This window comes from Nocardioides marinisabuli, assembly GCF_013466785.1.
Classification (GTDB): Bacteria; Actinomycetota; Actinomycetes; order Propionibacteriales; family Nocardioidaceae; genus Nocardioides; species Nocardioides marinisabuli.
In genome coordinates, this window is the sequence record NZ_CP059163.1 from 1,410,425 (window position 1) to 1,424,641 (window position 14,217).

Genomic DNA, 14,217 nt, shown 5'->3' on the forward strand with positions numbered 1-14,217 from the left:
CGCCCCGGTCTCCCGGGGCGGCCGCCTGGTGGGTGTGGTGCTGGATGCTGCTGGCTAGCTGCGTGTCACTCGGTCGAGACCGAGAGCACCGTCGGGGCGAGCGCCCCGTCGTAGGTCAGCAGGCCGAGGTACTCCGCGCCCTCCTCCAGGCCGCTCCAGCTCACGTCGAACGTCGTGGGCTGCTGCGACTGGGTCGGGACCGGGTTGGGGTCCGCGGTGAGGTCACCGAGGTCCGCACCGGCGCCGACGAGGAAGGTGTCGAAGTCGTAGGCGATCGGGCTGCCCTCGGAGCCGGCGGCGTAGCCGGCGACCTCGAAGTAGTACGCCCCGGCCTCGGGAGCGGTGATGTCGACCCGCTCGTCGGCCGAGCCGGTCGCGGACTGGCCGGCGTAGGCGTAGATCGTCGACGGGTCGCACGAGGCAGCGGCGTACACGAAGAGGTCGAGGTCGCTGCTGTCGTCGGTCGCGTCGAGGTCGAAGCGGGCGAAGTCGACGCCCTCGGGGATCTCGATGCACTCGGACAGCACGGCACCGCCCTCGTCGACGGAGCCGTCGGCCGAGATGCCCTTCGCGAGGCCGGCGGTGCCGATGGCCAGCTCACCGGTGGTCGACGGGGTGATCTCGACCGTGGTCGAGCCGTCGGTGCCGGTGCCCTCGACCGCGAGCGGTGCCTTGACCGAGACCGGTCGCAGCGCGACGGGCAGGCGCATCTTCGTGGGGCCCTTGAGGGTGACGACACCCTGCGCGAACTCGCCCAGGGGCGCGTCGGTGCGGGTGAACTCGATGGTCAGGTCCTCGATGTCGCCCTTGCGCTTGGCGGTGACCGTCGCGGGGACGGAGGCCTCGAAGCCGGGGACGCGGACCTTCACCTTCCAGGTGCCGGCCATGGTCGAGACCATGGTGCGGGTGAAGGAGGTGGTGCCGGCGACCTGGCCCTGCGCCATGGAGGGCAGGTTGACCTCGGTGGCCGGGATCGCCGGGACACCGGTGGGCAGGCCCTGGCCGGTCAGGAAGCCGCGCCACTCGCGGGCGTTCGAGCCGATGTGCCACCCGGGGTTGAAGAACTTCTTCGGGTTCACGATGCCGGCGCCCTGGGCGTGGGCGTCGTCGGAGCCCTTGCCCTCGGCGGTGCGGGTGCGGTTGGCGGTGGTCATCATCGCCGACTGCACGTCCTGGGGCGACCAGGTCGGGTAGGTGCCCATCAGGAAGGCGCCCAGGCCCGCGACGTGCGGGGCGGCCATGGAGGTGCCGGAGTACAGGTCGTAGTCACGACCGGCGTTGGTCGGCGGCGAGACCGCGGCGAGCACGCTCGAGCCCGGCGCGGCGATGTCGGGCTTGAGGATGTCGGACTCGTTGGCGACGGCGGGGCCGCGCGAGGAGAAGCCCGAGACCTGCGGCAGCGGGGTGACCTTGTCGGTCTTGTTGCCGAGCAGGAACGCCGCGGTGGCGTCCTCGCCGGCCTCGTCGAGGTAGTCGTAGACCTTGGGGCCGTCGACCTCGTCGAGGTGGATGGTCGGCACCGAGTGGAAGTCGGCGTCGAGGCTGTTCTCGGACGGGTTGACCATGATCATGCCGACGCCGCCGGCACGGGCGACCTCGGCGGACTTGTCGACGCGGGCGTAGGCGCCGCGGTCGCAGACCACGATCTTGCCCTCGACCAGCGCCGGGTCGAGGGTCTCGGGGCCGCACAGGGCGGCGTCGGCCAGGTCGTCGGTGCCGGCGGCGGAGACCGAGTCGATCATCGGGGTCTGCGGCAGGCGGGTGCCCGAGATCGAGGCGCCCACGAGCTTGGTGCCGTCACCGAGCTTGACGGTGTTCTCGAAGTTGACGTGGGTGGTCGAGGCCACGGTCGTCAGCCACGGGCTGTTGTGGGCCACGGTCGAGGCGTCGGGGCCGCTGTTGCCGGCGGAGGCCGCGACGAAGACGCCGGCCTCGGCCGCGCCCTCGAAGGCCACCTCGACGGAGTCGACCACGGTGTCGGTGGCGCCCGAGATCGAGAAGTTCAGCACGTCGACGCCGTCGGCGACGGCGTCGTCGATCGCGCCCAGGATGGCGTCGGTGTAGCAGCCGCCCGTGTTGGGGTCGGTGTCCTCCCAGCAGACCTTGTAGACCGCGATCTTGGCGGCCGGGGCCATGCCGGAGAGCTTGCCGAACTCGCGGCCCTCCACCTCGACGCCGCGCACGATGTTGCCGGCGGTCGTGGAGGCGGTGTGCGAGCCGTGGCCGCCACCGTCACGCGCGGAGAGGAACTCGTCCTCGGCCATCTCGACGGCGCCCGAGGCGATCTGGGCCTCGAAGGAGTCGGAGTAGTAGCGCGCGCCGATCACCTTGTCGTTGCACAGGGTGACCTCGAACTCCTCGCCGGCCTCGCAGGCGCCGGTGAAGACGCCGCCGTCGAGCTTCTCCATGCGGGTGTTGCCCTCGGCGTCCATCGAGATGTCCCACTTGGTGCGGGGCTCCTCGCCGATGGCGTTGCCCGAGAACGACGCCGACTCGGGCCAGTAGCCCGAGTCGATGACGCCGGCCACGACGCCGTCGCCGGCCTTGCCGCGGGGGCCCTCCTGCTTCCAGGCGCCCTTCTTGCCCGTCATGCCCAGGGCGTCACCGGTGTTCCAGGTGTCGAGCTCGCGCGCGACGTTCTTCTCCACCAGCAGCACGCGGCGGTCGCCGGCCAGCTCGAGCGCCTGCTCGGCGCTGAGGTCGGCCACGAAGGAGTTGCTCGCGATCGTGTTGCTCAGGACCGGCTCGACGCCGGCCTCCTCGGCGAGCGCCTCCTGCTCCCTCTCGAGGTGCGCGGTGTAGGCGCGGACCTTGGCGGAGTCGGCGCGGAACTGGCCGCCCTCCGCGGCGCGGGTCGCGGCGAAGCGGCGGTCGCCGCCGGCGTACGCCGCGGCCGCGGGCTCGCGCAGCACGACGACGTAGCGCCCGGCGTCGTACGACGTCAGGGCGTCGGCGCCGCTGGGCGCCTGGGGGGTGGCGGTCTCGTCGGCGGCGGAGGCCGCCGGCACCGAGGCCGCGACTCCGGCCGCGAGGAGTCCCGCGGAGATGAGGCCGATGCTGCGCTGGCGCGCGGAACGGCTCGCTGCAGTGGTGTGCACGAGTGTGATGTCTCCCTGTAGCTGCCCGAGAACCCCACGTGCGCCGACACCGAGACGGTCGGTCGCGAACACGAGGGTGGTACAGACCACAATTCATCACCCCCCTCTAGGTCAAGGGTTTGCCCCCCGGGGCATGGCAACGGTTTCGTAACGGTGGCCGTTCCGTGACCTCAGGGGTGACCCGCGCGGGCCGGTCGGGAGACTGTCCCCATGACCACCACCCTGATCACCGGCGCCTCCTCCGGGCTCGGCGCCGAGATGGCCCGCCAGCTCGCCGCCCGCGGCGAGGACCTCGCCCTGTGCGCGCGGCGCACCGACCGGCTCGAGGAGCTGCGCTCCGAGATCCTCGCGGCCCACCCCGGGCGCCGGGTCGCGCTGCGCACCCTCGACGTGACCGACCCCGAGCAGGTGCCGGTGGTCTTCGAGGAGCTGCGCGCCGAGCTCGGCGGCCTCGACCGCGTCGTCGTCAACGCCGGCCTGGGCAAGGGCGCCCCGCTCGGCACCGGCCAGGCCGCGGCCAACCGCGAGACCGCCACCACCAACTTCCTCGGCGCGCTGGCCCAGACCGAGGCCGCGATGGAGGTCTTCCGGGCGCAGCGCTCGGGCCACCTGGTGATGGTCTCGTCGATGTCGGCGATGCGCGGCATGCCGAAGTCGATGACGACGTACGCCGCCACCAAGATCGGCGCGGCGTTCCTCGCCGAGGGGCTGCGCACCGAGCTGCACGGCACCGAGCTGGGCCGCAGCGTCGACGTGACGGTGCTCTACCCCGGCTACATCGCCTCGGAGATGAACGAGCAGGTCGCGCAGCAGACCCCGCTGATGGTCTCGACCGAGAAGGGCGTGCGGGCGATGGTCGCGGCCATCGAGAAGCGGGCCGACTCCGCCTGCGTGCCGGCGCTGCCGTGGGCGCCGCTGTCGGTGGTGATGAAGCACGCCCCGCTGGGCGTGCTCAAGCGTCTGCTCTGACGCCGACCCTGAGCCCGACTTTAAGCTCCAGGCCCGCGAGCACGTGGCTCAGCCCGCGGTGCTCGCGGGTCGACCAGGTCGCGGCCAGCGTCAGCGCCAGGTACGCCGCCAGCGCCGCCCCGCCCCAGGGCAGGTCGGCCAGCCCCAGCACGAAGACCGGGCCGAGCCCGGTCGCGAGCTTGACCACCCGCTGCGGCCCCACCAGCCAGCGGTGCCGCGAGGAGGTGCGCAGCGAGACCGCCCACTCGCCCACCGTGCGCCCGGCACCGAGCACCAGCACCGCCTCCAGCGCGAACGGCACGCTCCACTGCAGCAGCACCTGCAGGTCGCGCCACGGACCCACGTCGAGCACGTAGACGTTGACGAACCGCACGCCGATGGCGACCGCGGCGCCCACCGCCACCACGAAGACCGCGTCGCAGACCATCCCGACGACGCGCCGGCCCCAGGTGACGTGCTCGGGCAGCGCCCGCGCCTGCGGGCCGCTGCGCCGCACCACCGCCCACGAGGCCAGCGAACCCAGCACCGCGCCGGTGGCGTTGAGCAGCAGGTCGTCGACGTCGAGGAGCCGGTAGGCGCAGTCGTAGAGCCCCCAGATGCCGGTGCCCTGGGTGGTCTCGATGAGCGCGGAGGCCGCCAGCCCGAGCAGGCCGGCGACCACGACGCCGCGCCGCAGCACGCGGCGTACGAAGAACCCGAACGGCACGAAGAGCAGCACGTTGAGGGCGACCTGCAGGAACGCCGGCTGGCGCAGCAGCGCGCGCACTCCCCCGTCGCCGGGCAGCGAGACCCGCCCGACCGACGTCAGCGGGTCGAGCTGGGTGGGCCGGCAGGTGAAGGCGCCCGGGTCGGGCAGCGGCAGCAGCGTGTAGGTCCACAGCGCGATCCCGTAGACGGCCGCGGCGAGCAGCACCAGCAGCTCGCCGGGCGGCAGCCGGCCCGCGCGGCGGTAGCGGACCGCCGCGGTGGGCACCAGCAGCAGCACCGCGACCAGGGAGCCGAGCCCGACGGCGATGAGCGCGTTCGTCGCCTGGGTCGACATCGCCGGCCCCGGCTAGCGGTAGGTCAGCTGGTCGGGCGCGAGGTGCTCGTGCTCGTTGAAGGTCAGCAGCCGCGGCCCGCCGCGCCCGACCACCACCCGGGTGACCGAGGTGTTGGCGCACACGGTGTTGAGGCGCTGCCAGGTGGCGGCGTACGTCGCCGGGTCGACGTCGTCGCCGAGCAGCAGCGCCGCGCCCAGCGCGGCCACGACCCCGCCGGAGGTGACCACCACGACGCTGCGGCCGCTGCCGGCCTGCTCGACCACGGCACCCAGGGCGGCGCGGGTGCGCCCGCGGAACCCGGTGTAGGTCTCGGCGTAGTCGCCGTCGTGCTCGCCGGTGCTCCAGCGGTGCGTGGCCAGCTCGAAGACCCGCTGGAAGGCCGGCCGGTCGAGCTCGCCCTCGGGCAGGTCGGGGTAGGCGCCGACCACCGCGAGGTGGTCGAACTCGTCCCAGCGGCCGTCCTCGTCGTGCGCTGCGGGCTCGCTCCAGCCGGCGCCCTCGACGAGCGCCTCCAGGGTCTCGCGGTGGCGGCGCATCGAGCCGCGCACCACCCCGGTCGGGGCGACGCCGCGCTCGCGCAGCCAGCGGCCCAGCGTGCGGCCCTGCTCCCACCCGGTGGGCGAGAGCACGTCGTAGTCGTCCGCGCCGAAGGAGGCCTGGCCGTGCCGGACCAGCAGCACCACACCCATCGCCTGCTCCTCAGCGCCCGGCCAGCAGGCGCCGGCAGCGCTGCTCGAGGTAGGCCACGACCTGGCCCAGCGGGGCGTAGGCCTCGTTGGTGGTCTGGCCGTGCACGTAGCGGTACCAGATCTGCTGGGCGATCACCGCGAGCCGGAACAGCCCGAAGACCTCGTAGAAGGCGAGGTCGTCGGCCGAGGGGGTGCGCCCGGTGCGCTCGCAGTAGCGCTGCACGAGCTCCTCGCGGGTCCACATCCCCTGCGCGTTGGTGGGCTGGCGGCGGAAGAGCTGGAACATCTCGTCGTCGTCGGCCTGCACCCAGTAGGCCAGCGTCGAGCCGAGGTCCATCAACGGGTCGCCGACGGTGGCCAGCTCCCAGTCGAGGACCGCGACGACCCGCGGGTCGTCGGGCCCGCCGTCGAGGACCAGGTTGTCGAAGCGGTAGTCGTTGTGGATCAGCACCTGCGCCACGTCGGCCGGCTGGTGCTCGGCGACCCAGCCCAGCACGTCGGACCAGTCGCCGGTGTCGTCGGTGCGTGAGCCCTCCAGGCGCGAGGTCCAGCCGCGCACCTGCCGCTCGACGTACCCCTCGCCGCGCCCCAAGGCGGCCAGCGCGGGCACCTGCGCCACGTCGACGGAGTGCAGCTCGACCAGCACGTCGAGGGCGCGCTCGCAGAGCAGCCCGACCGAGGCGGGGTCGACCTTGCCCCACGACGCGGGCAGGTCCTGGCGCAGGATCGTGCCTGGCACCTGCTCCATCACGTAGAACTCCGAGCCCAGGACCGACTCGTCGCCCTCGTGGCCCACCATCCGCGCGACGTGGTCGAAGACCGGCGCCAGCGCCGCTTGGATGTCGTGCTCACGACCCATGTCGTGGGCACCGGCGGCCTTGCGACCGCTCGGCGGGCGCCGCAGCACCAGGTCGTACGTCGACCCGTCGGGGCGCGGCTGGCGCACCAGGTAGGTCAGGTTGGAGGCGCCGCCGCGGAACTGGCGGACCTCGGAGACCTCGGCGATCCCGGTGCGCGGCGCGAGCCACGCCGCGAGCGCGTCGACGTCGAAGGCGTCCTCGTCGCGGACCCGGCCGGCGGGGTTCTCCTGCTGGTCCTGGCTCATCGCTGGCTCAGGCTCAGCGCAGGGCCATGGAGCCGGAGACGTCGGCGGCGAAGGGCAGCTCGGCGTGCTCGGCGATGCGGCGGTCGAGGTTGGCGGCGACGTCCTCGGGCCACGGCGCGGTCCTGCGGGTCTCCATGTCGATGTGGAGGAAGATCTCCTCCATCACGTAGCTGACCCGCTCGTGGGTGTCGTCGAGCAGGTAGACCAGCGCGTGGGCGGCGCGCTCGGAGCGACCGAGCAGGCGCACGCGCGCCGACATCTGGTCGCCGGTGCGCAGCTCGGCCAGGTAGGTCAGGTGGTGCTCGGCGGAGAAGATGGCGTGCCCCTCGGCGGGCCACATCTGCGGGATGCCGAGCTCGACCAGCGAGTAGTCGAGGCCCTCGCTGGCGATGCCGGTGTAGTGGCGCACGTTGAGGTGGCCGTTGGCGTCCTCGAAGGCGACCGGGACCGGCTGCTCGGCCCAGGCGGGCAGGGCGACGAGCTCGGCGTAGGTCGGGTGCGCGTTCTTGGTGTCTGGAGTGCTCACAGGCCCAGACCTTACTGATCCCCTCCCCCGTCCCCGCCGACCCGGCCCATATCTCACGCCCACCCGGCGCAGATCTCTCGCCCACCCGGCGCAGAACGTCACGCGCTGACGGCCACCGTGACCCGCGCCCGCCCGACCGGGTCAACCCAGCGCCGCGAGGCCCGCACCAGCCGCAGGCCCGACCAGCAGGCCGGCGGCACGGCCAGCAGCAGGACCAGCGCGGGGTCGTCGAGGCGCACCAGCGCCGAGAAGACCAGGCCGGTCAGGGTGGTGGTGAGGGCCAGCCGGGCCGAGTAGCCCACCATCCGCACCGGCGGGGCCGGCGTCGCGCGCGCCGAGCGCAGGTCGACGGCGTACGGGTGCTGCAGCGACCAGCGCATCGCCGCCCCCACCACCTGCAGGGTCACCACCACCAGCGCGCCCAGGAGCGCGGCCGCCTCGGCGGGCGAGGGCACCCCGGAGCGCAGCCCGCCCAGCACCACGGTCGCGACCGAGGCGGCGAGCAGGAACTCGGCCAGCACCAGCACCCGGGCCCAGAACACCCGGGCCGGGTCGACCGGCAGGCTCTCGCGCCACAGCGAGCCGCGGCCGTCGAGGCACCAGGCGTTGACCCCGAAGAGCAGCGCGCCGCCCGAGGCCACCAGCCCGGGCAGCACCAGCAGCTGGGCCCAGTCGAGCGCGCCGAGCAGCGCGACCAGTCCCGGCCCGACCGCCAGCACCCCCAGCCCGCGGCGCATCGGCACCGCGCGCCACACCGAGGCCCGGTCGGTGCGCACCAGCACCCCCAGGACGCTGCGCGGCCGGCGCCGGGCGGGGTGCACCTGCGACTCCAGGCGCAGCTCGTCGCGGGGCGGGCGGCGCGCGGCGAGGTGGGCCGGGACCGCGCCCAGGGCGACCGTGGCCACCACCAGCAGCGCGAGCACGGCCACGGCCAGCGCCCAGCCCGGGTCGGCGCCGCCGACCAGCACCACGACCAGGCGCACCGTGGGCACCCGGTCGAGCACGTCGACGAGCCGCCCGGTCACCTGCAGGCCCAGCGCGACGGCCACCACGAGCGCGTCGCCGCGCGGACCGCGGCCACCCCGCGGGGCAGCCGGCGCACCCCCTCGACGCACCACGCCACCACCTGGGCCGCCGCGGTGGCCAGGGCCACCCACAGCACCATGCCGACCTGGGCGGGCAGCAGCCGCTCCGGCCCGACGGCGTACGCCGTCACGGCGAGCAGGCCCCAGGCCTGCAGGAGCCACGCGATGTTGAGCGGTGCCAGCACCAGCGCGCCGAGGTGGTCGGTGGTGGGGCTGATCGGGTGGACCGCCGCGGCCTCGCGGGCCACCAGCTCGCGCCCGCCGCCCGAGGCGACCGCCGAGACGACGGCGACCAGCAGCAGCGCGACCAGGGTCGTGGGCAGCAGCAGGAGCACGTCGAAGGCACGCTCGGAGTCGCCGGCGCCCGGCGCCGTCGCCGGCAGCACCGCCGCCGCGAGGCTCACCAGCACGAAGCCGCCCAGCGCCCAGCGCAGCCGCCGCGTCGAGGAGGCGGCCCGGAAGGCCAGCAGCGCGCGGGTGTCGGCGACCGCGCGGCGTGCCTCAGTCCAGCAGCGCGCGGTAGGCACGCGCCCCCTCCTCGCCGCTCATCTGCGCCGCGCTGAGCTCGGCGACCCGGGCGCCGCCGCGCAGCACCAGCACCGTCGAGCAGGCCTCGATCGCCAGCTCGCGCAGGTGGGTGGAGACCAGCACCGCCGCGCCGCGGGCGCGGGCGTCGGCGACCACCTCGAGGGTGGCCTCGACGCCGACCGGGTCGACCCCGTCGAAGGGCTCGTCGAGCAGCAGCACCGGCGGCTCGTGCAGCGCCGCCAGCACCACCGAGAGCCGCCGGCCCATGCCGTGGGAGAAGCCGGCGGTGACCCGGTGGGCGACGTCGCCGAGCTCGAAGCGCTCGAGCAGGTCGCGGGCCCGGGGCTCCCAGCCGCGCGGCAGGTCCCGCAGCGCGCCGCCAGCTGCAGGTGCTCCCAGGGGGTCGCCCGCGGCACCAGCCCGCCCACGTCGGGGCAGTAGCCCACCGCCCGCTTGGCGGCCAGGGGCTGGCGTCGTACGTCGTGGCCGGCGACCAGCACGCGGCCGGCGCTGGGTGGCACCACCCCGGCCAGCACCCGCATCGTGGTCGACTTGCCGGCGCCGTTGCGGCCCAGCAGCCCGGTCGCCCGGCCGGCCGCGGCGACCAGGTCGACGCCCGCGACCGCCTCGTCCTCGCCGAAGCGCACGTGCAGGTCGCGCACCTCGACCAGGGGCTGCTCCACGCGTGACTCCTCCCGACGACACCGACCCGGCCCATCCTGCCGCGTGCGCGGTCAGGACGGGCCGGGTCGGCGCGACATCTGGGCCGGGTCGGCGGGTCAGGCGGGGAAGGACTCGCCCTTCTCGGCCATCTCGCGCAGGCGGTCCGTGGGCCGGAACCGGTCGCCGTACACCTCGGCGAGCTCGTCGGCGCGGCGCACGAAGGCCGCGAGGCCCACCTCGCCGTCGACGTGGGTGTAGCCCTGCATGAACTGCGCGGCGCCACCGGTCATCGGCGGGAAGCCGATGCCCATGATCGAGCCGATGTTGGCGGCCGCGGCGGAGGTGATGACGCCCTCCTCGAAGCACTTGGCGGTCTCGAGCGCCTCGGCGAAGAGCATCCGGTCGCGGCAGTCGGCGATCGGGGGCTGCTCCTCGGCCACCGGGAACAGGTCGGAGAGACCGGCCCAGATGGACTGGCGCTTGCCCTGCTCGTCGTAGTCGTAGAAGCCCGCGCCGCGCAGGCGGCCCGCGCGGCCGGCCTCGAGCATCCGGTCGACCACGGCGGTGCCGGGGTGCTCCGCGACCTGCTTGCCGTCGCGCTCGTTCGCCTCGCGGGTGGCCTTGGCGATCTTGCCCATCAGCTCGAGGTTGAGCTCGTCGGAGAGCTGCAGCACCGGGGCGGGGTAGCCGGCCTGGGTGGTGGCCCGCTCGATGGTCCAGGGCGCCACGCCCTCGGCCAGCATCGCCATGCCCTCGTTGACCATGAAGCCGATGACGCGCGAGGTGTAGAAGCCGCGCGAGTCGTTGACCACGATCGGGGTCTTGCGGATCTGCTGCACGACGTCGTACGCCTTGGCCAGCGCCTCGTCGGAGGTCTGCTCGCCCTTGATGATCTCGACCAGCGGCATCTTGTCGACAGGGCTGAAGAAATGCAGGCCGATGAAGTCGGCGGGGCGGTCGACGCCCTCGGCGAGCTCGGAGATCGGCAGCGTCGAGGTGTTGGAGCACAGCAGCGCGTCGGGGTTGACGTGCGGGGCCACCTCGGCGAAGACCTTGGCCTTCAGCGCGGGGTCCTCGAAGACGGCCTCGATCACCAGGTCGCAGCCGGCCAGGTCGGCCGGGTCGGCGGTGGCGTGGATGCGCCCGAGGAGCTCGTCGGACTTCTCCTGGGTGAGCTTGCCGCGCTCGACGGCCTTGGCGTTGAGCTTCTCGGAGTAGGCCTTGCCCTTGGCGGCGTTCTCGGCCGAGACGTCCTTGAGCACGACCTGCATGCCGGCGCGGGCGCAGGAGTAGGCGATGCCGGCGCCCATCATGCCGGCGCCCAGGACGCCGACCTTGGTGGCCTGGAAGCGCTCGACGCCCTGCGGGCGCAGCTTGCCGGCGCCGATCGCCTGCAGGTCGAAGAAGAACGCCTGGATCATGTTCTTCGAGCCCTGGTTGACGATCAAGTTGGTCAGGTAGCGCGACTCGATGCGCGAGGCGGTGTCGAAGTCGCGGCTGGCGCCCTCGACCGCGGCCGAGAGGATCGCGCGGGTGGCCGGGTAGACGGCACCCTTGGTCTGCTTGCGCAGCAGCGCCGGGAAGGCGGGCAGGAACGCCGCGAGGCCGGGCGAGCGGGGCGTGCCGCCGGGCATCTTGTAGCCCGGGGCGTCCCAGGGGTTGGCGTGCGCGTCAGGGTTGGCCTTGATCCAGGCCTTCGCCGCCGGCACCAGCTCCTCGCGGGTGGCGACCAGCTCGTCGACCAGGCCGGCCTCCTTGGCCTGGGCCGGCTTGAACTGCTTGCCCTCGAGCAGCACGCCCATCAGCGCGTCCTGCAGGCCCAGCATCCGCACGGTGCGGGTCACGCCGCCGCCGCCGGGCAGCAGGCCGAGGGTGACCTCGGGCAGGCCCAGCGCGACCTTGGGGTCGTCGACGACGATGCGGTGGTTGCAGGCCAGGGTGATCTCGAGGCCGCCGCCGAGCGCGGCGCCGTTGATGGCCGCCACGACCGGGCGGGGCAGCTTCTCGAGGCGGCGCAGGGCGGCCTTCATGCCCTCGGCCATCTCGAAGACGGCTGCGGCGTCCTCGGGGCCGGTCTTGACCATGCCCTTGAGGTCGCCGCCGGCGAAGAAGGTCTTCTTGGCGCTGGCCACCACGACGCCGGTGACCGACGACCCGTCGGCGGCCAGCTCGTCGTACAGGCGGTCGATCGCTGCGTCCATGGACGAGCGGTAGAGGTCGTTCATGGTGTTCGCGGACTGGTTCGGGTCGTCGAGGGTCAGGGTGACGATGCCGTCGGCGTCCTTGTCGTAGCGGACTGCCGTCTGGGTCTCGGTGCTGCTCATGTCTGTGTTCGTGTCCTGTTCGGTCTCAGGGAAGTCTTCTGGGTACGGCGCTGCGGGTCGCCGTCAGACCAGCTCGACGATCGTCGCGATGCCCATCCCGCCGCCGACGCAGAGCGTGGCCAGGCCGCGCTTCTGGTCGCGGCGGGCCAGCTCGTCGATGAGGGTGCCGAGGATCATCGCGCCGGTGGCGCCGAGGGGGTGGCCCATCGCGATCGCGCCGCCGTTGACGTTGGTGATCTCGTGGCTGATGCCCATGTCGCGCATGAAGCGCATCGCCACCGCGGCGAAGGCCTCGTTGATCTCGAACAGGTCGATGTCGTCGACCTCGAGGCCGGCCTTGGCCAGGGCCTTGCGGGCGGCCGGGGCGGGGCCGGTCAGCATGATCGTGGGGTCGGCGCCCGAGACGGCCATCGACACGATGCGCGCCCGCGGGGTCAGGCCGAGGTCGGTGCCGACCTGCTCGCTGCCGATCGCCACCAGGGCGGCGCCGTCGACGATGCCCGAGGAGTTGCCGGCGTGGTGGACGTGGTCGATCTTCTCGATCCAGTGGTACTTCTCCAGCGCCACGTCGTCGAAGCCGGCGTCGCGCCCGGTCTGGGCGAAGGAGGGCTTGAGGCCGGCCAGGCCCTCGGGGCTGGTGTCGGGGCGGATCGTCTCGTCGTGGTCGAGGATCGTCAGCCCGTTGATGTCGCGCACGGGGATCACGGCGTCGGCGAAGTAGCCGTTGGCCCAGGCCTTCGCGGCGCGGTGGTGGGACTCGGCGGCGTAGGCGTCGACGTCGTCGCGGTTCCAGCCCTCGATGGTGGCGATCAGGTCGGCGCCGATGCCCTGGGGCACGAAGCCGGTGGTGAGCGCGGTGGCCGGGTCCATCGCCCAGGCGCCGCCGTCGGAGCCCATCGGCACGTTGGACATCGACTCGACGCCGCCGGCGACGATGAGGTCCTCCATGCCGCCGCGGATGCGGGCGGCGGCCTGGTTGACGGCCTCGAGGCCGGAGGCGCAGAAGCGGTTGAGCTGCACGCCGGCGACGGTCTCGGGGTAGCCGGCGGCCAGCGCCGCGGTCTTGGCGATGTCGCCGCCCTGCTCGCCCATCGGGGTCACGACACCCAGCACGACGTCGTCGACGCGGTGCGGGTCGAGCCCGGGGTTGCGGGTCCGCAGCTCGTCGAGCAGCCCGACGGCGAGGTCGATCGCCTTCACCTCGTGCAGCGAGCCCGCCGCCTTGCCCTTGCCGCGCGGCGTGCGGATGTGGTCGTACACGAATGCTTCTGCCATGACCGTCCTCGGTTCTCGAAGGTGCGCCGCACCCGCCGGGAGGCGTGGGCGCGTGTGCTGACTCGATTGTGACACTATTACTGTCAGTGTCGTCAAGGAACGTTGTCGACCATTCGGTCGGAGGGAGTGTGATGGGCACCACGTCGGAGTCCGGGACCGGTGACCTGCTCACGCTCGAGAACCTCACCGCCCGGGTCGGGATGAGCGTGCGCAACGTGCGCTTCTACACCACCAAGGGGCTGCTGCCGCCCCCGATCCGCCACGGCCGCTCGGGCTACTACAGCGACGACCACGTGGCGCGGCTCGAGCTCGTGCGCGAGCTGCAGGGCCACGGGTTCACGCTCTCGGCGATCGAGCGCTACCTCGCCGCGGTGCCCGCCGACGCGACGCCCGAGCAGATCGCCCTGCACCGCACCATGCTCGCGCCCTGGCAGGCCGAGGCCGCCGAGGTGATGAGCCACGACGACCTCGAGACCCGCGCCGGGCGCAGCCTGGCCGACGACGACGTGGCGCTGCTGGCCGCGCTGGGCATCGTGCGCCGCCGCGACGACGAACGGCTCGAGGTGACGCCCACCCAGCTGACCGTGGGCCTCGGGCTCCTCGACCTCGGCTTCCCCACCGCCGCCGCGACCGCCGCGGCCGAGGTGTACGCCCGGCACGGGCGCCAGGTCGCCGAGGAGCTCAACGAGCTGTTCCGCACCGTGGTGTGGCCGGCCTACAAGGAGGCGGGCGCCTCGGCCGAGACCGTGCGCGAGGTGGTCGAGCGGATCAAGCCGCTGTCCATCTCGAGCCTGGTGGCGGCGTACGAGGCCGCGATGGACCAGACCCGCCGCGAGCAGATCCGGGCCCGGGCCGAGCGGGCGGGGCCCGGACCCACCGCTGGGTGACCCCGGGGGCGGGGCGCAATCCCTA

The 14,217-nt window shown here is 73.5% G+C and carries 12 protein-coding genes and 1 pseudogene; 2 read left to right on the top strand and 11 right to left on the bottom strand.

Features of this window, described 5'->3' with window-relative positions; all coding sequences use genetic code 11:
• Positions 1-65: 65 nt before the first annotated feature.
• The gene (locus tag H0S66_RS06855; RefSeq protein ID WP_179614724.1) at positions 66-3,098 is read right to left on the bottom strand and encodes a S8 family serine peptidase; all 3,033 of its coding nucleotides are present in this window, start codon (positions 3,096-3,098) and stop codon (positions 66-68) included.
• Positions 3,099-3,308: 210 nt separating this feature from the next.
• Here H0S66_RS06855 and H0S66_RS06860 point away from each other — a divergent pair, with 210 nt between their 5' ends.
• Positions 3,309-4,067: an SDR family oxidoreductase gene (locus H0S66_RS06860; protein ID WP_179614725.1), complete on the top strand. Its 759-nt coding sequence runs from the start codon at positions 3,309-3,311 to the stop codon at positions 4,065-4,067.
• Here H0S66_RS06860 and H0S66_RS06865 read toward each other — a convergent pair.
• The 10 genes and pseudogenes from H0S66_RS06865 to H0S66_RS06905 all read right to left on the bottom strand — a co-directional run bounded on the left by H0S66_RS06865 (position 4,051) and on the right by H0S66_RS06905 (position 13,305).
• Complete coding sequence (locus tag H0S66_RS06865) at positions 4,051-5,109, bottom strand: VanZ family protein (protein WP_179614726.1); 1,059 nt, start codon at positions 5,107-5,109, stop codon at positions 4,051-4,053. The genes H0S66_RS06860 and H0S66_RS06865 overlap by 17 nt on opposite strands.
• Before the next feature lie 12 nt (positions 5,110-5,121).
• Positions 5,122-5,799, bottom strand: a complete 678-nt coding sequence (locus tag H0S66_RS06870) for a histidine phosphatase family protein (protein WP_179614727.1) — start codon at positions 5,797-5,799, stop codon at positions 5,122-5,124.
• A gap of 10 nt (positions 5,800-5,809) precedes the next feature.
• Entirely contained in the window at positions 5,810-6,904 is a 1,095-nt protein-coding gene (locus H0S66_RS06875) for a phosphotransferase family protein (RefSeq protein WP_179614728.1), read from the bottom strand.
• 13 nt (positions 6,905-6,917) lie between these two features.
• On the bottom strand, positions 6,918-7,430 hold the full coding sequence (locus H0S66_RS06880) for a thioesterase family protein (protein ID WP_179614729.1): 513 nt from the start codon (positions 7,428-7,430) through the stop codon (positions 6,918-6,920).
• A 98-nt stretch (positions 7,431-7,528) separates the two neighbouring features.
• The gene (locus H0S66_RS06885; RefSeq protein ID WP_180923844.1) at positions 7,529-8,479 is read right to left on the bottom strand and encodes a hypothetical protein; all 951 of its coding nucleotides are present in this window, start codon (positions 8,477-8,479) and stop codon (positions 7,529-7,531) included.
• Positions 8,452-9,042 (bottom strand): hypothetical protein, encoded by a 591-nt coding sequence (locus tag H0S66_RS06890; RefSeq protein ID WP_180923846.1) that lies wholly within the window; start codon positions 9,040-9,042, stop codon positions 8,452-8,454. Before H0S66_RS06890 ends, H0S66_RS06885 begins: the two co-directional genes overlap by 28 nt.
• The gene (locus tag H0S66_RS20810) at positions 9,017-9,481 is read right to left on the bottom strand and encodes an ATP-binding cassette domain-containing protein (RefSeq protein ID WP_338037248.1); all 465 of its coding nucleotides are present in this window, start codon (positions 9,479-9,481) and stop codon (positions 9,017-9,019) included. The genes H0S66_RS06890 and H0S66_RS20810 overlap by 26 nt, the downstream gene beginning before the upstream one ends.
• Positions 9,475-9,726, bottom strand: a pseudogene (locus H0S66_RS20975) (ATP-binding cassette domain-containing protein); the annotation flags it as partial. The pseudogene H0S66_RS20975 and the gene H0S66_RS20810, both read right to left, overlap by 7 nt.
• 96 nt (positions 9,727-9,822) lie before the next feature.
• The gene (locus tag H0S66_RS06900; RefSeq protein WP_179614732.1) at positions 9,823-12,030 is read right to left on the bottom strand and encodes a 3-hydroxyacyl-CoA dehydrogenase NAD-binding domain-containing protein; all 2,208 of its coding nucleotides are present in this window, start codon (positions 12,028-12,030) and stop codon (positions 9,823-9,825) included.
• A 63-nt stretch (positions 12,031-12,093) separates the two neighbouring features.
• Complete coding sequence (locus H0S66_RS06905; RefSeq protein ID WP_179614733.1) at positions 12,094-13,305, bottom strand: acetyl-CoA C-acetyltransferase; 1,212 nt, start codon at positions 13,303-13,305, stop codon at positions 12,094-12,096.
• A 131-nt stretch (positions 13,306-13,436) separates the two neighbouring features.
• Between H0S66_RS06905 and H0S66_RS06910 the strand changes: the two genes are divergently transcribed.
• Entirely contained in the window at positions 13,437-14,192 is a 756-nt protein-coding gene (locus H0S66_RS06910; RefSeq protein WP_179614734.1) for a MerR family transcriptional regulator, read from the top strand.
• The last annotated feature ends 25 nt before the right edge of the window (positions 14,193-14,217 follow it).